18 protein-coding genes are annotated in these 21872 nt (G+C 55.6%); 13 read left to right on the top strand and 5 right to left on the bottom strand.

Annotated features, from left to right (window positions below):
- The 5 genes from hutU to ACWIKB_RS11395 form a co-directional block, all read left to right on the top strand.
- Positions 1 to 1198, top strand: a 1198-nt coding sequence (hutU, locus tag ACWIKB_RS11415; RefSeq protein ID WP_475266846.1) for a urocanate hydratase, incomplete at its 5' end; no start/stop codon positions are given.
- Positions 1199 to 1399: 201 nt separating this feature from the next.
- Positions 1400 to 2257, top strand: coding sequence for a transporter substrate-binding domain-containing protein (locus tag ACWIKB_RS11410; RefSeq protein WP_475266844.1), 858 nt, complete (start codon positions 1400 to 1402; stop codon positions 2255 to 2257).
- Positions 2258 to 2323: 66 nt separating this feature from the next.
- The gene (locus ACWIKB_RS11405) at positions 2324 to 3040 is read left to right on the top strand and encodes an ABC transporter permease (RefSeq protein WP_475266842.1); all 717 of its coding nucleotides are present in this window, start codon (positions 2324 to 2326) and stop codon (positions 3038 to 3040) included.
- A gap of 21 nt (positions 3041 to 3061) precedes the next feature.
- The gene (locus ACWIKB_RS11400; protein WP_475266840.1) at positions 3062 to 3799 is read left to right on the top strand and encodes an ABC transporter permease; all 738 of its coding nucleotides are present in this window, start codon (positions 3062 to 3064) and stop codon (positions 3797 to 3799) included.
- Between the two features lie 18 nt (positions 3800 to 3817).
- Positions 3818 to 4609 (top strand): ABC transporter ATP-binding protein, encoded by a 792-nt coding sequence (locus ACWIKB_RS11395; RefSeq protein WP_475266838.1) that lies wholly within the window; start codon positions 3818 to 3820, stop codon positions 4607 to 4609.
- 147 nt (positions 4610 to 4756) lie between these two features.
- On the opposite strand, the gene ACWIKB_RS11390 is transcribed toward ACWIKB_RS11395, so the two are convergent.
- From ACWIKB_RS11390 to ACWIKB_RS11380, 3 genes are all read right to left on the bottom strand, one after another.
- Positions 4757 to 5755 (bottom strand): LacI family DNA-binding transcriptional regulator, encoded by a 999-nt coding sequence (locus ACWIKB_RS11390; RefSeq protein ID WP_475266836.1) that lies wholly within the window; start codon positions 5753 to 5755, stop codon positions 4757 to 4759.
- A gap of 105 nt (positions 5756 to 5860) precedes the next feature.
- A complete protein-coding gene (locus ACWIKB_RS11385; RefSeq protein WP_475266834.1) occupies positions 5861 to 7336 on the bottom strand; it encodes a glycoside hydrolase family 32 protein in 1476 nt (491 codons plus the stop codon).
- Positions 7337 to 7349: 13 nt separating this feature from the next.
- Positions 7350 to 8642: an oligosaccharide MFS transporter gene (locus ACWIKB_RS11380; protein ID WP_475266832.1), complete on the bottom strand. Its 1293-nt coding sequence runs from the start codon at positions 8640 to 8642 to the stop codon at positions 7350 to 7352.
- 206 nt (positions 8643 to 8848) lie between these two features.
- On the opposite strand from ACWIKB_RS11380, the gene ACWIKB_RS11375 reads away from it, so the two are divergent.
- Complete coding sequence (locus tag ACWIKB_RS11375; RefSeq protein WP_475266831.1) at positions 8849 to 10462, top strand: carbohydrate porin; 1614 nt, start codon at positions 8849 to 8851, stop codon at positions 10460 to 10462.
- Between the two features lie 167 nt (positions 10463 to 10629).
- Positions 10630 to 10773 (top strand): hypothetical protein, encoded by a 144-nt coding sequence (locus tag ACWIKB_RS11370; protein ID WP_475266830.1) that lies wholly within the window; start codon positions 10630 to 10632, stop codon positions 10771 to 10773.
- Positions 10774 to 10974: 201 nt separating this feature from the next.
- Here the strand turns inward: ACWIKB_RS11370 and ACWIKB_RS11365 are convergent, their stop codons facing one another.
- Positions 10975 to 11571, bottom strand: a complete 597-nt coding sequence (locus ACWIKB_RS11365; RefSeq protein ID WP_475266829.1) for a TetR/AcrR family transcriptional regulator — start codon at positions 11569 to 11571, stop codon at positions 10975 to 10977.
- A 133-nt stretch (positions 11572 to 11704) separates the two neighbouring features.
- Positions 11705 to 11941 carry a hypothetical protein gene (locus tag ACWIKB_RS11360; protein WP_475266828.1) on the bottom strand — a complete coding sequence of 79 codons (237 nt, stop codon included), beginning with the start codon at positions 11939 to 11941 and terminating at the stop codon, positions 11705 to 11707.
- Positions 11942 to 12183: 242 nt separating this feature from the next.
- On the opposite strand from ACWIKB_RS11360, the gene ACWIKB_RS11355 reads away from it, so the two are divergent.
- The 6 genes from ACWIKB_RS11355 (at position 12184) to ACWIKB_RS11330 (ending at position 21860) form a co-directional block, all read left to right on the top strand.
- Positions 12184 to 13197: an SDR family oxidoreductase gene (locus ACWIKB_RS11355; RefSeq protein ID WP_475266826.1), complete on the top strand. Its 1014-nt coding sequence runs from the start codon at positions 12184 to 12186 to the stop codon at positions 13195 to 13197.
- Between the two features lie 81 nt (positions 13198 to 13278).
- Positions 13279 to 14802, top strand: coding sequence for a class I adenylate-forming enzyme family protein (locus ACWIKB_RS11350; protein WP_475266825.1), 1524 nt, complete (start codon positions 13279 to 13281; stop codon positions 14800 to 14802).
- Positions 14789 to 15400 (top strand): HAD-IB family hydrolase, encoded by a 612-nt coding sequence (locus ACWIKB_RS11345; RefSeq protein WP_475266824.1) that lies wholly within the window; start codon positions 14789 to 14791, stop codon positions 15398 to 15400. The genes ACWIKB_RS11350 and ACWIKB_RS11345 overlap by 14 nt, the downstream gene beginning before the upstream one ends.
- A 3-nt stretch (positions 15401 to 15403) precedes the next feature.
- On the top strand, positions 15404 to 17164 hold the full coding sequence (locus ACWIKB_RS11340) for an FAD-dependent monooxygenase (protein WP_475266823.1): 1761 nt from the start codon (positions 15404 to 15406) through the stop codon (positions 17162 to 17164).
- A gap of 118 nt (positions 17165 to 17282) precedes the next feature.
- Positions 17283 to 18368: an acyl carrier protein gene (locus ACWIKB_RS11335; RefSeq protein ID WP_475266822.1), complete on the top strand. Its 1086-nt coding sequence runs from the start codon at positions 17283 to 17285 to the stop codon at positions 18366 to 18368.
- 75 nt (positions 18369 to 18443) lie between these two features.
- Positions 18444 to 21860: a beta-ketoacyl synthase N-terminal-like domain-containing protein gene (locus ACWIKB_RS11330; RefSeq protein ID WP_475266820.1), complete on the top strand. Its 3417-nt coding sequence runs from the start codon at positions 18444 to 18446 to the stop codon at positions 21858 to 21860.
- The last annotated feature ends 12 nt before the right edge of the window (positions 21861 to 21872 follow it).

The raw sequence follows: 21872 nt of genomic DNA, 5'->3' as shown, positions 1-21872 counted from the left end.
ACACTACAACGATGACCTCAAAGGTCGTTGGGTTCTGACCGCCGGCCTCGGCGGCATGGGCGGCGCTCAGCCTCTGGCCGCTACATTGGCCGGCGCTTGCTCGCTGAACATCGAATGCCAGCAGGTGAGCATCGATTTCCGCCTGAACAGCCGTTATGTCGATGAGCAAGCCACCGACCTCGACGACGCCCTGGCCCGCATCGAGAAATACACTAAAGAAGGCAAGGCAATCTCCATCGCCCTGCTGGGCAACGCGGCGGAAATCCTGCCGGAACTGGTCAAGCGCGGCGTACGCCCGGACATGGTCACCGACCAGACCAGCGCCCACGACCCGCTCAACGGTTACCTGCCGGCCGGCTGGACCTGGGAAGAGTACCGCGCTCGCGCCAAGACCGAGCCTGCTGCTGTCGTCAAAGCCGCCAAGCAATCCATGGCCGTGCACGTTAAAGCGATGCTCGAATTCCAGAAGATGGGCATTCCGACTTTCGACTACGGCAACAACATCCGTCAGATGGCCCAGGAAGAAGGCGTGGAAAACGCATTCGATTTCCCAGGCTTCGTACCGGCTTACATCCGTCCGCTGTTCTGCCGTGGCATCGGTCCATTCCGTTGGGCTGCACTGTCGGGTAACGCTGAAGATATCTACAAGACCGACGCCAAAGTCAAAGAGCTGATCCCGGACGACGCCCACCTGCACAACTGGCTGGACATGGCCCGCGAGCGCATCAGCTTCCAGGGTCTGCCGGCACGTATCTGCTGGGTTGGCCTGGGTCTGCGCGCCAAGCTCGGCCTGGCGTTCAACGAAATGGTGCGCAGCGGTGAATTGTCCGCGCCAATCGTGATCGGTCGCGACCACCTGGACTCCGGTTCGGTCGCCAGCCCGAACCGCGAAACCGAGTCGATGCAGGACGGTTCCGACGCTGTGTCCGACTGGCCACTGCTCAACGCCCTGCTCAACACCGCGAGCGGCGCGACCTGGGTTTCCCTGCACCACGGCGGCGGCGTCGGCATGGGCTTCTCCCAGCACTCGGGCATGGTGATTGTCTGCGACGGTACGGACGAAGCGGCCGAACGTATCGCTCGCGTCCTGCACAACGACCCGGCGACCGGTGTTATGCGTCACGCCGATGCGGGTTACCAGATCGCGATCGACTGCGCCAAGGAACAGGGCCTGAACCTGCCGATGATCACCGGTTGATCGGTCGACCAGGGGCACATGGAGCTGGGACAGCTGTTCAGGCTGAAACCATTATGGGTGCGAATTAACCGGCTTAAATGACGGTTGGCTTTTATGGTTTTGTCTTGTCCGCACAAGAACCATTGTGCGGACAAGCATTGGAGATTCGGCCTGAGCCGGATCAGTTCGCAACACTCCATTGATTAGGCAGGAAGTATCAAGATGTCGAAGAAATCAAGCTGGTTGGGTTCTGTAGTGCTCAGTGCAACGGTTCTGGCCTGTGCTCCGGCACTGCAGGCCAAAGAATGGACCTCGGTGAATATTGCGACCGAGGGCGCCTATGAACCCTGGAACCTGACGCTCCCAGGTGGAAAAATCGGCGGCTTCGAACCGGAGCTGATGGATGTCATCTGTCCGCGCATGAAGCTCAAGTGCAACATCGTCGTACAGAACTGGGACGGGATGATCGCCAGTCTCAATGCCGGTAAATTCGACGTGCTGATGGACGCCATTGTCATCAACGAGGAACGCCAGAAGGTCATGGCCTTCTCGACGCCTTACGCCCAGACACCGGCCAGTTTCGTCGCGCTCAAAGCCGATCTGTTGCCGGGCAAAACTGGTGCCGACGCCGCCATCACCCTGGGCACCGATGCCAAGGAAGTACGCGCCGGCGTTGAAGAGCAGCGCAAGGCACTCAAGGGTAAAACCATTGGTATCGCCTCGGGCACGATTTACACCTCATTCATTGATCAGAACTTCAAGGATGTGGCGACCATTCGTGAGTACGGCAGCTCAGCCGAAGCCATTCTTGATTTGCTTGCCGGCCGTATCGACGTAGCGTTCGATGACGTGACCTTCTTCAACTCGGTCATGGACAAGCCTGAGAACAAACCGCTGGTCTTCACCGGTCCGGTCATCAAAGGCCCGATCTGGGGTGAAGGCGAAGCGCTGGGCTTCCGTCAGAAAGACACTGATCTGAAAGCCAAGTTCGACGCAGCCCTCAAGGAAGCCATGGCTGACGGTACGATCAAGACACTGAGCGAGAAGTGGTTCAAGGCAGACCTTACCCCTAAGCAATGATTCTGAATGGCCCGGCACCGTGAAGGTTGCCGGGCTGCTTAACCCTTTTCATAAGTGGGACCCTCTATGAACCTCTTGCAGCTACTCAGTTTCGGTGACTCAGGCTGGGGAATGGCGCTGCTCAAGGCAGCGGGCATGACCGTGATATTGACCCTGGCAGCCCTGCTGGTGGGGGCGGTATTTGGCAGCCTGGTCGCTGCTGCCAAGCTATCCCGTCAGCGCGGTTTGCGCTGGCTGGGGGATCTGTATTCGATACTGTTCAGGGGGATCCCCGAGTTGCTGGTGATCTACCTGTTCTACTTTGGTGGAGCCAGTGTGGTAACAGCGGTTGGCCACTGGTTCGGCGGTGAAGGCTATATCGACGTGCCGCCTTTTCTGGTCGGGGCGTTGGCGGTCGGGCTGATTTCCGGCTCCTATCAAGCCGAAGTCTACCGAGGTGCTTTTCTCGCAGTGTCCAAAGGCGAACTGGAAGCAGGGCTGGCCATCGGCATGACCCGAGCGATGCGCTTCAAACGGATTCTGGTACCTCAGGTACTGCGATTCGCGCTGCCCGGACTGGGCAACGTCTGGCAAATGAGCCTGAAAGACTCCGCACTGATTTCAGTCATCGGTTTGGTGGAGTTGATGCGTGCCAGTCAGGTCGCGGCCGGATCCACTCGTCAATATTTCACGTTCTACATTATCGGGGGTGCTGTGTACCTCATTCTCACTGGCCTGTCCGGTCGGCTTTTCCATATAGCTGAAGCTCGTGTGCGCCGTACGCGGCAGCGCAGCCCAGTCTAGTTCGAGTCGGGAGCGACACTTATGATCGATTTTCCGTTCCTCGCGGACACCATGCTCAAGCTGCTGGCCGCACTGCCCACCACGCTGACGCTGTTTTTCAGCTCATTGGTGATCGGCCTGACCTTGTCTGTCGGCATTGTCAGCCTGCGGGTCAGCCGCTGGTGGTTTTTCAGCTACCCAGCGCGGTTCTACATCATGTTGTTTCGCGGTACGCCGCTGCTGATTCAAATGTTCCTGATTTACTACGGGCTGGGCCAGTTCCCGGCCATTCGCGACAGCTTCGCCTGGGTACTGCTTCGGTCGCCTTATGGCTGCGCGGTGGTTTCACTGGCCTTGTGTACCGCCGGTTACACCGCCGAAATCATTCGCGGCGGGCTGCTCAGCGTGCCTCAGGGGCAGATTGAGGCGGGCAAGGCCGTGGGCATGTCGCCCTGGGAACTGCTACGCCGGATCATTGCGCCGGTTACCCTGCGCCAGGCCTTGCCGGCCTACTCCACCGAGGCCATTTTGCTGGTCAAGTCTACGGCGCTGGCCAGCCTGGTGACTGTCTGGGACGTCACTGGCGTCGCGCAACAGATCATCCAGCGCACCTATCGCACGATGGAAGTTTTCATTTGCGCGGCCTTGATCTACCTGGTGCTGAATTTCCTGGTCGTACGTGCTGTCGCCTGGCTCGAGTATCGCCTCTCGCCGCACTTGCGTGAGCGGCCAGTCGACGCCATCAAAAAAGCCAGCCCTTCGCTGCCTACCCATTCTTGATTTGATACGGAGCATGCCATGAGCACTCAGCCCGCTTCAGCCTTGTCGGTAACTAACATTCAGAAGTCCTTCGGCAGCGCACATGTCCTCAAGGGCATTTCCCTGGAAGCCCACAAGGGCGATGTGATCTCGATCCTCGGCGCCAGTGGATCCGGAAAAAGTACCTTCCTGCGTTGCATCAACCTTCTGGAAACGCCCGATCAAGGCATCATTAGCGTCAATGGTGAAGTGATCGAAATGAAGCAGCATGCCGACGGCCGCCAGACCCCGAGCAACGGCCGCCAGGTTGAACGCATGCGTAGCTGCCTGGGAATGGTATTCCAAAGCTTCAACCTCTGGTCGCACATGACGGTGCTGCAAAATATCATTGAGGGCCCGATGCGGGTTCTCAAACGCTCCCGTGCCGAATGTATCGAGGAAGCTGACGCCCTGTTGCACAAGGTCGGCCTGTACGATCGCCGCGACTATTACCCCGCGCACTTGTCCGGCGGACAGCAGCAGCGCGTAGCGATAGCGCGCGCACTGGCGATGAATCCACAAGTCATGTTGTTCGACGAACCGACCTCGGCACTTGACCCTGAACTCGTTGGAGAGGTGTTGCGGGTGATGCGCTCTCTGGCCGAAGAAGGCCGCACCATGCTTGTAGTCACGCACGAGATGGGCTTTGCCCGGCACGTATCAAATCGGGTGGTGTTCATGCACGGTGGCCTGATCGACGCCCAGGGTACGCCAGCAGAACTGTTCGAAGGCCTGCCAACCGAACGCTTTCGGCAATTCGTCTCTAGCCATAACGACAGAAGTGTCGAGTAAGTACTGATCAAGGTGCGCGTTTGGGCGTGCACTTTGTCGGTCCGCTACAGATCGGGTGAGGAGTGAAGGCGCTCGGACGACTACCGAATTGTGCGGGCCATCGTCTGGAGCGCGCATCTATTGCGAAGAAGCCATGCAACATCGTCGTTAACAGGACTCACGCTCAACCAGGGGGCATGCAACCCTGTGAATCGTGGTTTCGTTCCTGCCTTCAATCACATACTCGGCAGCGCGACGCCCCATCTCGTAATACGGCAATTGCACCGTACTCAGCGGTGGATAGAACAACTCGGCAACACCGATCATATTGTCGTACCCCAGAACCGCCACCTCGGCCGGAATACGCAAGCCGCGACTGAGTAAAAATTGATAGGCGACCAAAGCGATGCGGTCGTTACCACAAATAAGCAGATCGAATCCCGGTCTTCCTTCTAACCCCCGCAATTGGTTCTCCAGCACTCCAATCGTTTCCTGATAGGCGTCATCAGTCGACAGGTTGTATTGAGGAACATCGTCCGCGGACATCCCGGCCTCTGTGAGGGCACGACGCAATCCCAGCTGGCGCTGCTCCCAGGCCAGGCTGGTTTGCGGCAAGTTGATGCACAACGGATGCCGATAGCCTCGTTTCAGCACCTGTCGCACGGCCTGATACTGACCGTCCGCGTCGTCGGGCACGTAACAGGCCACACCGGGTTCTGAACTCACGCAATTACTCAGCACCAGCGGCAGGGTGCGCAGCACCGCAGGGATCTCCACAGTGCGTAACTGCATGGCGCTGAAAATGATCCCGTCGGGTTGATGGGACAGCATCAGGTCGATGGTCTGCTGACTCGGCGGCGCTTCGAACACGTTGAGGATGAAAACGTTCCAGCCGTTTTCTCGTGCCGTGCGCTCCATTGAAAGGAGCATTTCCACGGCGAAGGGGGTTGTCGCGGTATCCAGCGCGAAGACGCCAATGGTCTTGCCACTGGAGTGACCGCCACGGATCTTGCGAGCAGAAAGGCTGGGGACATAGCCCAAGGCCTCGACCGCTTGACGAACTTTCGCCAGGGTTTCCTGGTTCAGCTTTTCCGGAGTGTTGAGTGCCCTGGAAACGGTCATGAAGGAAACCCCCGCCAGCCGTGCGACATCTTTAACTGAAGCCATTCGCGGGTGCCCTTGCTTGTCTGGCCGGGCATCATGTCATGCTTGATAAAAGCATGACAACACGATGCCTGGCAGCAGACTGCATGAATGGCACTTCAGGTGTATTCAGAGTTGGAGATCGGCGAGGTTCCAGACAGAAGTTTCCCCGAACACCCCTACCCCATTGACTGCGAAAGCGCTGACCTGGACGCTTTCGGGCCGTGGATAAATCCGGCTGGTAAGGCTGTAGGCGCCGTCGTCGACGAACACCTCGATGGAGGAGCGATCGAGAAAAATCCGCAGGGCTATCCGCGTTTGCTCCACAGTCACCGGGACGCTGCGAACACCGCTCACGCCCGCTCCCGAGTTTTGCCGGTCGAGAACCAGTCGGCGGGCCATGGCATCGAAATACAACAATGTCCGCTCCTGCTGGTCTTCGCTGCAGCGCAGCGCCAAGCCAAAGCGCTCAGCGTTGCTGCCGGCCAGATCCAGTTCAAGCTCAAACTCTAGCAGGGCACCACGTACATCAAGTGTATGGCTCCGGGACTCGACCGCACCGATCTGCAGTGTCCGTCGTGACGTCCTTAGCGCTGCCAACTCCCGGGCCGGACGCATGCGCAGCCATTCGCCGTCGCGGCTCAGCTCGCGGGGCAACGACAGCGCGCCACACCAGTGTTGCGCCTGACTCGGCATCGGGCTGTCCCACATATCCATCCACGCCCACAACAGGCGGCGCCCGTCCGGCGCCAGCAGGGTTTGCGCGGCATAAAAATCGTGACCGTGATCAAGTTCGCGCAGCTTACCGCATTCACTGAAGCATCCGGTGTCGTCTAGTAGGCCCATTCGATAGCTGTTCTGGAACTTGTTCCAGTTGTCGTAGCCACTGGGTTTCAGGCCTTGTGGTGAATGGAGAAAAACGTCGCAGCTATCCAGTTCGAACAGATCCGGGCATTCCCACATGTAGCCGTCCGGCTCACGCTGACCTTGCAGGGCACAGCTCAGATACTCCCAGTGATACAGGTCCTCGGAGCGATAGAGCAGGAGTTGCGGGGCGTCGCCTTGACGAGCGCCAAGCGCCATCCACCACTGCCCGCCTCGCTGCCAGACTTTTGGGTCGCGAAAATGCATGATCTCCGGATCGGGCGGTGTTTCGATCACCGGCCCGTGCTTGGTAAAAGTAATGCCATCCGTACTGCTGGCCAAGCATTGGACCTGGTGAATGTTCTGGTCATCGCCCGGTTTCCCCAACCAGGTGTGCCCGGTATAGATCAGATAAAGCGTATCGTCCGCGACCACCGCCGATCCTGAAAAACACCCGTCACGGTCATAGGAATCGCTGGGGGCCAGTGCTATGGGCAGATGCTCCCAATGCACCAGGTCGCGGCTCTTGGCATGCCCCCAGTACATCGGCCCCCACTGCGCAGAGTAAGGATGATGCTGGTAGAACACATGGTATTCACCACGAAAAAAGACCAGTCCATTCGGGTCATTCATCCAGCCCGCCGGCGGTGACAGGTGATAACCGAGACGATAGTCGTTACCGCGTCCGGGTAGCGTTGTTTCGATGGCGCGATGCGCTTCGTCCAGCAGTGCAGCGTGCATGGCTTGATCCTTTCTAGGGTTCGTAACGAGTGGCAGATTGAGCAATGGCAGGGAGTTCCAGCGATTCGGCAACCTTGGATTGGGAGGGTTTTCGGACGGGGTCCGTGCGCAACAGCTTCCATGACAGCAGCAGGCAACCACCGACCAGGCCAGCCATCAGCACGTAAACGCTTGAGAAACCGAAATGGTCGTAACCGTAGCCCACGAGCGGCGACAGCAGCATCGCGGTCAATTGCTGGGCGAATTGGAATCCCACCAGATAGATAGAGGCGGACAACCTGGAATCGAAGTTGAACGAAATGTATTTGAATATCGAGACCAGCAGGATTGGCACTTCCAAAGCGTGCAACATCTTGCAGGCAGCGATGGTCCAGGCCTCCGTTGCCAGCCCGGAGCCAAGAATACGCACGAACATGATGCTGCCGGCCAGGATCAATCCGTATTTGGCACCCGTGCGGCTGACCACCCAGGGGGCGAATAGCATCAATACCGCCTCGACGAGTACCTGGGATGAATTCAGGTAGCCATAGGCTCGGGTGCCCTCCTCCGGGGTCGGGAAAAAAGAGGAGAAATACACGGGGAACTGTTGTTCGTAGATCATGTAGATCCCACACACACCGGTCAGATACAAGCTGAATGCCCAGAAACGCGGCAGTGTCAGTAATGTCCAAAGATCGTGTAGGCGCACGGGTGGCGCTGCTTCCTCGCCGGTTTGCACGCCGGATTGATTGAACCTGCTCAAATCCAGTCGAAACAGGATTAGCAAGAACACGACGCCGGCTGCGCTGCTCATGTAGAACGCGATGTCCGGGTCAATGTTGAAAACCACGCCAACGACGCCCGTCGCGCTGGCCCAGCCCAGCGAACCCCACATTCTGGTAGTCCCGAACTCAAAGCCCGCATGACGTGACAACCTCTCCGTATATGACTCGATCACGCCCACTCCCGCGAGCATTGCAAGCGCCAGGAAAGCCGCGCCGACCACGGCGCCCAACACCACGTTCTGCGCCAGCAGACTGGCATATACATAAATCGCAAACGGGGCGGCGGCACAGAGCAGGATGCCAATCCACACCAGAAGTTTTTTGGACAGCCCAAGTCGGTCTTGAAGCGCGCCATAGAACGGTTGAATCAGCAGTGCCGCAATAGCGTTGGCTGCGAAAATAAATCCGGTTTGCGTGCCATTCAGGCCGATGACTCGATGAAGCCAGATCGAGAACAGCGAATAGCTGGACGACCACGAAAAGAAGAAGAAAAACAACAAACCACTGATAAGCCAGTACTCACGTTTGACGGCAAGCTGCATGTGACGACCCTCTTGTTTTTATTTAAGTTAACGTTAACATCACGCCGTATTACGCATCCCCAAACGGTTCTCTGTCAAGTGGAGCGCAATGCAAAAGGCGTAGATATCGCGCTGGACGATCCAGCAGAAGCCCCAGCCCGACTGGAGCCCGGGATACGTTCGAAAGGTGTTTGCGGTACCCGAATACAAAAACAAGAGGGTTATTTATGCGTTCTGAAGTTTGCCGGCCTTTGGCTGGCTTTTCTTTGCTGGTTCTTTCCACGCAACTGTTCGCCGCGCCGGCGCAAAGCATCGAAGAGCGTCTTGCCAGACTTGAAGCCAGGACCTCCTCCGCCGAAGCCAGAGCCTCGATGGCCGAAGCCGACGCAGCGCGATTGCGCGAGGAAGTCGAACACCTCAACCAGCAAATCACCGGCAGGCTGCCGACGCCTGCACAAACTGCCCTCGACCAACGCGTTGCGCGGGTAGAAGCCAATCAACAGTCCCTCCAAAGCCCTCCTCCGGCGACCAACTCTGCGGCTACTCCGACCGAGCACTTGAGCGATGGCTTCACCTTCGGCGGCTATGCCCGCTCCGGGATCATGAGCAACAAATCAGGTGCCGGTCGCGGCGGCCCTTACGTGACCCCCGCCGGCTCCGTAGGTGGCGCGGTTGGCCGTTTGGGCAATGAAGTCGATACCTACATGGAAGCCAAGTTCACCAAGGAGAACCAGGCCGCCAACGGAACACGCTCCAAGTACACGCTGATGCTCGCCGACGGTCTGGAGACGCCCAACGACTGGACCGCGGCGCAAAGTGCGCTCAATGTGCGCCAGGCCTACGCCGAACTTGGTCACCTTGCATCCTTTCAAGACAGCCCCCTGCTGCGCGATGCCACTCTGTGGGCGGGCAAGCGCTTTGATCGGGACAATTACGATATCCATTGGCTCGACAGGGGGATAGTGTTCCTGGCCGGGACTGGCGGGGGTATCTACGACGTGCACCTGACCGAAGACTGGCGCATCAATGCATCGTTGATGAGCCGTTCCTACGGTGACTTCGGCACCGAGGAAAACAAGGACATTCGCAGTTATGTCGCGACCCTCAATCAATTTTTCGACGAGGGCCGCTGGCAGGTCATGCTCAATGGCATTTCTTCAGGGCAGAACGATGCCAGCCTGAACGACAAGAGCAGGCAGGAACTCGCCAGGGATACTCGGGTGAACAAGTCCGGATTCAGCCCTGCTACGAGTGGCGGCCATGGCATGCTCGCCTACCACCGACCCGATTTTTTTGGTCAAGAAGGCTACTTCAAGGCGGCGCTGCTGTATGGCCAAGGGCTAGGGGCGGAGGTCAACAGCATTGGTGCCGACGGCGACTTGCTGGACCAGGCTCAGACATTGCGCCTGGCGCTCTATGGCCATACTCGCCTGAATCAGGACTGGCGCATCGCACCGGCCTTGATAGCCGAGCAGAGCAAGAATCGTTACGTCCCCGGCGACGACTATCGCTACACGACGCTCAACGTGCGCCTGGCCAACGAACTGACCAGTAACTTCGAAATGCAATATGAGCTGAGCTGGCAGACCATGAACCTCAATGCACTGGGCTACGATGGCCGCCAGGCAGCTAAGGGCGACTATTGGAAACTCACCTTCGCCCCGACCTTCAAGGCCCAGACCGGTGACTTTTTCATTCGCCCGGAACTGCGTCTATTCGCCACCTACATGAACTGGTCCAGGGACTTGGATAACTTCAGCGCAACAGACGATTTTGGTCAGAAAGGCTTCAAGTCCGGCGGAGAGTGGCAATTGGGTGTGCAAATGGAGACATGGTTCTAGAAGTATTAGGTCGGGCAGCAACTTATACGTGAACTGATAGTTAGTTGCTGCGCGACCAAAGCCCTGCCTGAGTTACCTTAGACTGTCCTGGCTAATGATTGCTAACTCAGCGACTCGATGCTCGAATACACGGCTTCGTGGGTGTCGGGCGCCGCGCCGACCAGCTCATGATCAAGCTAAAAAGCCTGATCGACACCACCATTGGCAGCACTAACGTTGCGAAAAGCTTGCTGCTCCAGCACGATCGAGCTCAAGACAAAATATTCATCCACGGCATTCGTTCAGAAGTGATGAGCCGTTGCCCGGAGTGACCGCTCGGTGTTTCACTGAGCGTTCTTGTATTTATTTCTTGAGGTATAAAGCAGCCACGCACCACGACAATAAATGGAGGCTTCTAGCTAGAGAAACAGCACCGAAATTGTTGGAATACAGAGGGGAACCACTCACATTCTGTCCGAGATCTGAGCCTCGGACATGTGAATAATGCATATGCCACAAGACTGGCAAATACTCTACAAGGGCTCCGCTGTCTGAATAAGCGAGTTCAATACCAATTTTATTTCAGAACCCGGATCTTTATGCCCTTGCAGTATCAAACCTTCCGAAAGAGCGGTGAATGTCTTTGCAAGAATGGCACATTCCAAAGGAGGCTTCTTGCCGGCATGACTGAATATAATCGTAATCAACTTGCCCAAGGCTTCACTATTTTCCTGATGCAGAGAGTAGTAATGCGTTGAAAACTCTTCATCGCGCAAGGCAATCAGTTGCAGCTCAGCATCAAGAATCGCACAGCTGGCATTATCTTTTAGCGTATCAATATAAGAATTCAATCCATGAGCCAATTCTTCTGATGAATATCCTGAAGCCAGAGTAACACCCAATCGATCGATTTCAACTCGCTTGAATCTCTGGGTTAATTGTAGAAGCAAGTCTGACTTGCTTATAAAGTTTGAAAAAAATGCTCCCTTTGAAAAACCGGCTTCCTCAGATATGGAATTTACACTGGCGGCGTGAAAGCCTTTTCTAACCATAAGATCAGTGGCTGTATCGAACAATTTATCTCTTGTTACTTGCTGACTTTCTTCACGACCCATTCTCTTCTTAATCACACCTTCGGCTCCTCTAACCAAATTAAAAATATCTACTTGTAACTGAATGCAACAAGCGTGCTATTCACTACAAAATACGAATTTAACTACTATACCTTATACTAGACCATCTTAATCAATTTACATTTAAGCTCTAAAAAAGTGCCATGTAAATGCCATGTATGGAAACGGAGGCGGCGAGATGCACTGCATCGACATGCAGCGCCGGCATTGCAAGCGCTTGCAACTCACAAAGAGGTGTCAGCTCCAGCACGCTCGGGCACTTCGGTATCCAGCCAGACGCGCGCCCCACTCGATCGATCGTATCGGCAAGGTTGTCTTGTGGCTCCCCCAAGAGGCAGACGGCGAGCGGCGAAAAATTTCTTTCCACCTTAATCCTCCTGCCCCAGGTGAAATACCCACTGTGGATCGATCGCTAAGACGCTGATTTTAATAGCTTTAAGCCCTGTTCAGCGACATTACTCTTGCGCGCACAACGAAATACCACTTGATTTTCAGATACCGAATGGTTTTTACTTGCGCCGTTGGTTCAGCCAACACCTGATCAGCGCATCGAGACCAGTGACATCAATCTCAATGCGGCAGCAGGTTACCCACAGGAGCTCGATTTTAATGGAATATGCCTTTGTTACAGGCGCTACTGGCCTGCTCGGTAATAATTTGGTTCATGCGCTTTTAAAGCGAAATATCAAAGTAAAAGCACTGGTTCGTTCCATAGAAAAAGCCAGGAAGCAGTTCGGCAATTTGCCTGTCGAATTTGTTGAAGGCGACATGCTCAATGTCGATGCCTTCAGCCACGCTCTGCAAGGCTGTGATGCCTTGTTTCATACGGCTGCTTACTTCCGCGACAGCTATAAAGGTGGAAAACATTGGCAGAAACTGTATGACACCAATGTCACCGGGACCGAGCGATTATTGCAAGCCGCTTACGCCGCCGGCATTCGTCGTGCAATCCATACTTCATCCATTGCCGTATTGAAGGGCAACAAAGACCAACTGATCGATGAGACGATGTCTCGCAGTGAATCGGATGCTGACGATTACTATTTGAGTAAAATACTGTCCGAGCAAAAAATTCAGGGGTTTTTATTGCAACATCCGGACATGTTCATCGCCATGGTATTACCGGGCTGGATGTTTGGCCCTGGGGATATCGGCCCGACCTCATCAGGACAGTTCCTTCTCGACTTTGTCGGAATGAAATTGCCTGGCGTACTGCCTGGAAGTTTTTCCGTAGTAGACGCCAGGGATGTGGCGGAACATCAACTCGCAGCAATCACACGCGGCAGATCCGGAGAACGTTATCTGGCAGCCGGCAATCATATGAACATGAAAAGCATTTTCCAGGCACTCTCCAGTGTCAGCGGCGTAAAAGCCCCGGAGCGAAAAATTCCACTGTTCATGCTGCGAATAATTGCCTTGATGTATGAAGCCTATTTTCGAGTCACGAAAAAGCCGGTACTCATCAGCACCTCAACCGTCAAACTTATAGAGCAAGAGCAAGGGCGCACTAATTTCAGCCATAACAAAAGCCTAAAAGAGCTGGAGTGCAAGTTTCGCCCCGTAACTGAAACATTGATCGACACCCTGGACTGGTATCGGAAAAACAACTACATAGATGCGTAATTGAAATAATTTATATATAGCCTGCCTCTGTATTACTTTTTTTGTCTAACCATTACTTCAAGGATTGAGAGGGGTTGGTAAATGAAAAGCCTTTCATATAAAGAAGGTTTTCTGCATCGGTTCGTCGGTTTTTCAGAATCTTTCCCAGACCACGTTGCTATCAGGAACCTGGACGCGGAAGAAGAGACCGTCACCTATCGTGAGTTGCGAGTAAAGGCGGAAGAGTGCAACGGTGCACTCAAAAATCTAGGTGTATTACCAGGCGACAAAGTGGCGGTTGTTCTACCCAATGGGGTGGAGTTCATCGCTTACTATCTGGCGATCATCGGGCGTGGGGCGACTCCGGTAATCCTCAACTACAAACTGACGCCATTCGAAATGAGCAGCGTCATCAGTATTGCCCGGCCGACGCTGGTCGTGACGACCGAAACGCTATTCGAGCAACATAGCGAGACATTTCAGCCTGCCTACGGCGTTCATCACTCCTTGGTGTTGAACACCGCAAGCGAGCTACCCTCTCCCCTGCCCGACAACGCAACGGCCGATTCACAGCTTCCTCGACAGGCCGAACCTTTGTTACTGCCCGAAGGCAATCCGATCGTCTCGGTACAGTTCACGTATAGGGGCACCGGTAAACCTCTGGCCGTTTCTCACCGCTACCTTGACCTGACGCAATCGAGCGATGGGCTGCATGAGCAGTTTCATCTTCAAGGCGTCGGATCCGTTCATCTGGTGACGCTACCGCTGTATGCCATCTTCGGACTGTCCGTGATGATGGTCTTTCCATTGAGCGTGGGCGCTACTCTGTTAATGACCAACACCCTGCTCAATAGGGATCTGGCGGAAATCTTGTCCCAGAATCAGGTCACCTTTGCCTGCCTGGTACCCGACGTCATTCGCTACTTCAATACGCGATTGACCAAACGCAAAGGCGCGCAGTTGCCGATGCACCCACAACTGATGATTTATTCAGGTGGCAGCCATCTACCGGCGGACGAAGCCGAGAAACTGGGAAGGTTGCTGGGGTGCAATCCGGTGCTGCAAGGCTATGGATTGACCGAGAGCATGCCAGTGATCGTCCAGAGTTCGATTGGCAAGGTCCATCGCGGTGCAATGGGGCAACCGATTCGCAACGTAGAACTGCGGGTCGTCGATGCTCAGGGTCAAGACGTCGCACCTGGGCGCATCGGCGAACTGTTGATACGCGGTTCGATGGTGATCGACGGATATAACGATGCAGCGGACGCCAATGCCCGGTTCTTCCGTGATGGCTGGCTACACACGGGGGATCTGGTCTGGCGGGACGACGATGGACATGTGTTCTTCTATTGCCAACGCCTGCGAATCTCGAAGATTAAAGCGCAAATGGTCGACCTGACCGAAATCGAATCCATTGCCCTGAAGCATCCTGGCGTGGTGCGTGCAAAGGCTTACATCGTCCCTGACAACAAGGAGGTCAACGTATTGCACCTGTGCGTTGAAGGGAGCGGTGACCTGACCCAGAGCGCTATCTCCACCCTGCTCTCGCGCTACCTCTCAGGCTTCAAACTGCCCAGAACCATCGAGATTGTCTCTCTCAAGGAAGAGATCCATGCAAGCAAATAGCACACAACCGGTACTGGCCGTTTTCGACTTTGACGGCACATTGACCGACAGGCATACGTTCTGGCGCTACATGCGTTTTATCGTTGGGACCAAGTCGTTTTGGTTAAGGATCGTTCCCCTGCTGCCCAAAATGCTCAGCGTGCTTCTAGGCATCACACCGTTGATGCAGGCGCGCCTGGCGTTCATTGCCTGCTACCTGGGCGGTCTGTCAGTTGAGCAAGAGCGCGAGCATGCCAAGTATTTCATTACCGAACAGCTACCGCTCTGGCTCAGGCCCGAGGCCTTGCGCCGGCTGCAATGGCATCAGTCCATGGGACATATCACGGCACTGGTCAGCAACTCGCCGGAGAACTATCTGATTCCCTGGGGACAAGCAGCAGGCTTTGACTATGTATGCGGCACCCGCCTGGCGACTGCGAAGAACAAACTGACCGGCGGGATATCAGGTACCAACTGTGTTGAGAGAGAAAAAGTCACACGGCTGAAAGGCTGTTTGAGCAACCTTGATGACTTTTACATTTATGCCTACGGAGATTCATCAGGTGACGATGCCCTGCTCGGCATTGCCAACTCTCCCTTCTATAGAAACTGGTACTAACAGATGAACACTCTGAGCACGTTGGCACCCAAGCACTTCGGCCCCGGTAACACCCCGACAGTCATGATCGTCGGTGCTGGCCCTATTGGCCTGTCCCTGGCAATCATGCTGAAAAAGTGGGGCGTCTCTTTTCGCATTATTGAAAAGAATGCCGGCCCCTCGACCGCTACCAAAGCGATGGCCATCCATTCCAGAACCCTGGAAATCTTTCGCGATCTGGGTGTTGCCGATCAGGCCATCAACGACGGGTTCACGATCAACAAGTTTTCAGTGCAGTCGAACGCCAAACGGGTGCTGAACTACAACTTCTCCTACCTGGATACGACCTATCCCCTGCTCCTCAGCCTGCCACAGCCGCAGACAGAAAAGATTCTGCTTGAGCGGCTTAACAAGTTGGGGGTGGATGTCGAGTGGAATACAGAACTGGTCGATATAGAAAACCAGCCGGGATCCGTGCGAATGACGCTCCATCATGCGGATGGCAGTGACGAATCCTTTACCAGTCGGTGGGTGGCCGCGTGCGACGGTGCTCGCAGCAACATTAGAAAACGTCTTGAGATGACCTTCGAAGGATCGTCCTACGACCGTTTCTTCATGCTGGCCGATGCCGATATCGAGTGGTCTGGAAGCAAGGACGAAGGGGCTTTCTTCCTGGGTGCGCAGAATGGATATGTGGCAGTCGCGCCGATCAGCGCCCAATCCCGTTATCGACTGTTCATCGAGATGCCCTACGACCTGCCGCCAGAAGATGAGCGCCCGTCCTTGAGCCTGGAGAACTTTCAGCGGTTGTGCGAAGGACGCGGGCAAAAGATGACGCTGTCCAATATTTCATCGACCGCCATCGCCTCCTTTCAACATCGTCGCGTGCAGTCGCTGCAACAAGGCTCTGTGTTTCTGGTGGGCGATTCGGCTCATATCGGTAGCCCGATCGGCGGGCAATGGATGAACCTGGGTGTTTCCGAGGCCTACAACCTGGCGTGGAAAATGGCCTATGTCGATCAGGGCCTGGCGGATCAATCACTGCTGGAAAGCTACAACGAAGAACGCTATCCGGTCGCCCTGGAAGTCGAGAACACGGCGCACCGACTGACCGCACTGATAACCCTCAGGCATCGCGCCCTCGTTTGGCTGCGCGACAATGTTCTGCCACTGCTGAGCAACAGGCGCAAGGTTCAACGCAAGTTGCCCACGATGATTTCCGGTCATCAGTACCACTACGGCAAAAGTGATTACATTCAAGAATCGCTGACGAAAAAGCAGCGCATGAATTGGGACAAAAAAGGGAAGAAAGCCGAATTCCAGACGTCTGCACCTCGCGCAGGTCAACTGGCTCCCGATGTTGAGTTGTGGCAACTGCAAGGTTTGCCGCCAAAACGCTTGATCGACTTGTTCCAGGGAACCTTCACGCTGCTGATTTTCAGCGCAGCCGATCAGTTTTCCCCTTTGCTACCGAGCTATTACTCGCTGGTCGAGTCGGTGGAGAAGGATTACCCAGGCATCAAGGCTTATTGCGTTATCGATGCTTTGGGTAGCGCCGGGCTGCCTTTCTGGCACTCAACGTTGTTGGACCCCGATTGGCGGCTGCACAAGCGCTACCATGCCAAAGAGGGCACATTGATGCTGATTCGTCCTGACGGCTACATCGCTTTCCAGGGGGCGGATGCAATCACGCTCTTCACTTATCTGAACGTAAGATCCGGGCTGCTCAAAGGGGCCAGAAAAACAACATCTTCCGAGATCGACGCAGTGGAACTCCAACTTTAAGTCTTTATATGGCTACTGCCTGTTTGCTTCATTGAGTGACACAAGGCCCAGCCCTGGGCCACGACTTTTGATTTCTTGTTGATAGAAAACATATACCGACTTTGGTTAGGAGAACCTCATGCGCGCCCAACTCAACGATGTTGTGCAGGAATTCATCGTGTCCAATGGAAAAATAGCTCATAGCTATTTCTCTCTTTCAGAAAAAATCATTGATTCACTTTGCGATTCCAATATCGAAAAAGAATCAATATTGATGCGTGTGCTGGAGCAGGCCGAAACGGTCACTGCGCATTACTTCAACGCTCATCAACAAGTCCTGGAAGGCGTTTATGCCAATGGGGTTGAAGCCCCCGTCAATAGAAGCCTGCCCGTCCTGGAGCCCGTACACTCGAACCCGGTAGTGCTGGCATCGACACCCGTTGCGCAACAAACGCCTGCGCTCAGCTACGGGCAATGGTTACGCGCCGAAATAAGTTCGGTCACTGGTTTCAAAAAGGAACAAATCGACTTCGATCAAAGTTTCGAAAGTCTGGGCATCGACTCCCTGGGGCTGGTCGATATTTTCGAATCCCTGGCTCAGCACTTCCCGGAAAAGAAAGAACTCACTTCGTCGCTCTTTGATGCGCCCTCGCCTACCGTCTTGCTGGCACGGCTTGAAGCCAATCCACAGGCGCCTGCCGTGGATATCGAAGCATGGGTACTTGAACAACTGGCGAATATCACCGGTTTTACGGTTGACCAGATCGACCAGAAGCAAAGCTATGAAAGCCTGGGCCTGGACTCCTTGGTGCAATTGGACTTCCAGGAAGCGATCGTCGCTTTGTGGCCGCAACTCAAGGCCAACAGCACTGAGTTGGTCAATGCCAAGTTTCCACAGGAAACAATCGCATTGATTAAAGCCGCCCTGGCCACCCCCGAATCGACCTCAGTAACACCCCGCGAAACGCAACCAACCAGCACAACAACCCCCCAGGAGCAGATAAGCAATCTGCTTTTAAACACCCTGTCCCCCCTAATCCCCGACGCCCCAAAGTCGATCGACATCGAGACGCCTTTCGCGCAGTTGGGGCTCAGCGGTTTTGCCCGAGAAACACTCTGCCAATCAATGGCGCAACAGTGCCCTGTCAGCGAATTTGCCGGTGAGGCGCTGATGTCGCGTCGTACGCCGCAAGACGCCATGTCGTTGCTGACAAGACTGGGCTGAGCCGCTGTAAAAAATGGAATGGAATCCGGGTGATCGCAAAGATCACCCAGCATTTTGACAACCAGGAGAACGGGTATGAGTGGCGCGGTAACGACAGAGGGCGATTTTTGCTTCAGTGCGATGGCTGGAGAGTTTCCCGGGGCACCCTCAACGGATGCGCTTTGGCACTTGCTCTCGCAGGGACAGGTAGCACCCATCGATTCGATGCTGACACGCTGGGAGCTGGATAAGGCGTCCATCTATTCAGCAAAGAAAGGGGAAAAGGATCGTACTTACCTGGACAGTGCTTATTGCCTGGCCGATGACGCATCGACCCCTTCACGCCATGAAGGACGGCAAGTCGCCATCGGCAAGAAAGTACTCCAGACACTCCTCACCCAGCTTGCCGCACAAGGCTCGGTATTGATCAAGGAGCGCACTGCGTTGGTGGTCGCGACGTCCTGGAGTGATGAGAGTTACTTCGTCACTGGAGTCTGCGCAACAGCCGATACACCACGCGGTTACACGCCGGGTGAACAAGTTGCTGAACTGTCGGCGGCTTTTGCCTTGGGTGGCCCTGCGTTATCAGTAGACACCGCCTGCAGTTCGTTCCCCTATGCAATCGATATGGCTCAAGCGCTGGTCAACAGCGGACAGGCGGATAACGCGATTGTCATGGCCCTGAATACCGTACTGCCGCCGGCTCTGTTTCTGGGGTTCTCGCAGTTGACCGCCTTTTCCTCCCGAGCCCAAATGCAGGCGTTCGGCCAAGACGCTGACGGCATTGTGCCGGGCGAATGTGCGGTCGCCTTTCTGGTCGAGCCTGTATCGCAGGCCCTGATTGCGAAGCGCCATCCATTGGGTGTTTTGCGGGCATTGGGACTTTCAGCCGACGGCGCCGAAGGTTCAGTGTTTGCACCTGGCAAACAGGCTCAGTGCACGGCTTACCAGCGTGCCTATATCGGTCTTGACCCCAGCGACGTGGACTACATCGAGACCCACGGCACCGGTACACCGCTGGGTGATGCGACAGAGCTGGACTCGTTGAACAGCTTCTTCGCTCCTCATCGCACAGATGGCAAAAAGATAATGATCGGTTCGATCAAATCCGTCATTGGTCACCCACTGGCTGCCGCCGGAGGCGCTTCGCTTGCCAAGGCGCTGATGATATTGCGTCACAAAGGTATTCCACCTCAGCCCGACTACCGCCCCAGCGCAAAAGTCGATGAGACCTGCCTGCAGTTAGCCACCGAGCAGGTACAGCCCCTCGCTGATCGTCAGTCGGCGATCCGGGTAGGCATATCCAGCTTTGGTTTTGGCGGCGCCAATGCGCATCTGGTGGTGGATGAATACATTCCCGACAACCGCCCTGCCGTCCCCCGGGTCGCCCCCGGCGTGCTGATGCTGGACCTTGCCATTGTCGAGGCTGAAGCGGCGATCGGCAGTCACTTCTCATTGCAGGCGCTCAAGCAACAACTCGATCAGTCCGCAGCACCGTCAGTCAGTTTCCCTTATGGGCGCTTCGTTGATTGCGCCGCCTCTGCGGGTCAGCCTTTACTGGGAAAATTCCTGGTGCAGGATCGCGTCATTGATATCGACGGTTTCGGCATGGGGCCCAAACATCTGGCCCATGTCGATCCGTTCAAGCTGTTGATCACCGATCGCATCAATCATTTACTGCAACGCCTGCCGGGTGTGGCCGGTTCACCCGGCACCGCGATGGTCATGTGCTGCAACATGGGTGGGGAGCGCTTCAGCAATGCGTATAGCGGCGCCCACACGTTCTACTCCCAGGCTCAAGGCATGCCGCCGGGTGTGGAGGTGACGGACGTGGCAACCATGTTGCCGAACATGTTGTCCGGCTACCCGGCGAAAATTTTTGACTTCAAAGGTTTCCATCAAACACTGGTCGGCACCCCTGGTTTGTTCTGGCAAACCTTGCTGGCATCGCAGCAATGGTTCAAGGAAGGTGTGACGACGCTCTTGCTCGGTGCGGGGCGTTTTATCAGTGGCGAAATAGAGATCGAACGCGCCCGGCACTCATCGACACTGCAAGGCGAAGGGTTGGGGGTAATTGCTCTGCGCCCCTATCTACCAAGCTCCAGCGACAAGCCTTTACTGGTGATCCGCGCGGCAGTCTTGGTCCATGCCGCGAACACGCTGGAAGAGGCTTGCCAACTGCTGGGCAAAGCGCGGAGTCAATACCAGAACATTGAAGTCTGCGAGCTGCAGCCTGATGCAACTCATGCAAGCAGCTCACTGCAAGAAATGACCGGTTTCCTGGCTGAAGCCAGTGGCATCGAAACCCTGTTGGCGGTGCTGTTGAGTGCCTCGGCTCACACGGTGATCGAGGTGCGCGAGGCCGGCAAGCCAGTGATGTGGTTATTTACTGAAAAGCTTCAGGAGTGGCGCCCGGCCGCGGCCGAACCCGCCGCTGCCGTCAAGCATCCCTTCACGTTGCGTTTCGCCCACTCGGCGCCCCAAGAATTGCAGAAGGTCATCTCGCCTGCCCGTCCTGTCAGTCTGGTCAGGGAACCGCAACATGATGGCGTCGACGTGCTGGGGCTCAGCGATTTGCTGACCAGCACCCTGCTCTCGGGGCTGCGTGTCAGAACTCGCGCCATGGAGGGCCTTTTCGCCCTGCACCGCGGCTCTGAGGCCCAACGCCCCGTGCACTGGCAACGTCGCCCGGAAAATATCGTGATCGCCAACGTCCAGCGTGGCCCTCAGTCACTGCACGCCCAGCTCGTGGTGAATGAGGCGCACCCTTACTTCTTCGACCATCCTCTTGATCACATCCCCGGCATTTTATTGCTCGAGGGCGTGTTGCAACTGATTGAACTCGCCATGCCCCCACTGAGCGGCCGAGTGGCCTATGTCAAAAACCTGAGCATCAAGTTCCAGCAATACGTACAGAAGCAGGGTGCGATTGATCTTCATCTGGAACAAGGCAAAGACCCTCAGGTCTTCAATGCCAAGGTCATGCAGGCCGGAAAGCTGATGTGCACGTGCATCCTTGGCATGGCCTACAACTCGGCGTTCGAGACATCTCCCGCCGGCGAGTTCACAGCTGTTCGCTGCCGCGACAAGGCTTTGCTGCACAAGGCCAGAGAAGAAAACATCATCGTCAGTGAAATGAGCGGTATCGCCCAGGGCTTGAGCGTGGACACGCTCAAACTGCCGGATGAACACATCTTCCAGGAGGGCGACCCCGAGCACTATTCGATGGTTTATTTCCTCGAAGTTGCCCGCCAGTGCTACATGCAGATTGCCCACAGTTATCTGCGAATTCCACTCAATACCCCGATGAACCTGCTGGCCTTGAGTTTCACTCTGGATCGTCCAATCCCCAGGAACAGCCCGCTGTCATTGGCACCACAAGCCGGTTTTAACGCGCAGGATCAGCCCTTCAAAACGAACCGTATCTACATTGACCTGTTCAACCGCGGTGAAAAAATCGGTCAAGCCAATATAACCGCTCAAGTGCTGAGTCAATCCGCGCCTGCTGCGTGAGGTATTGAGTTG

The sequence above is a fragment of the Pseudomonas sp. 5Vm1k genome, assembly GCF_056161485.1.
This window is presented reverse-complemented; position numbering and strand designations above follow the sequence as displayed.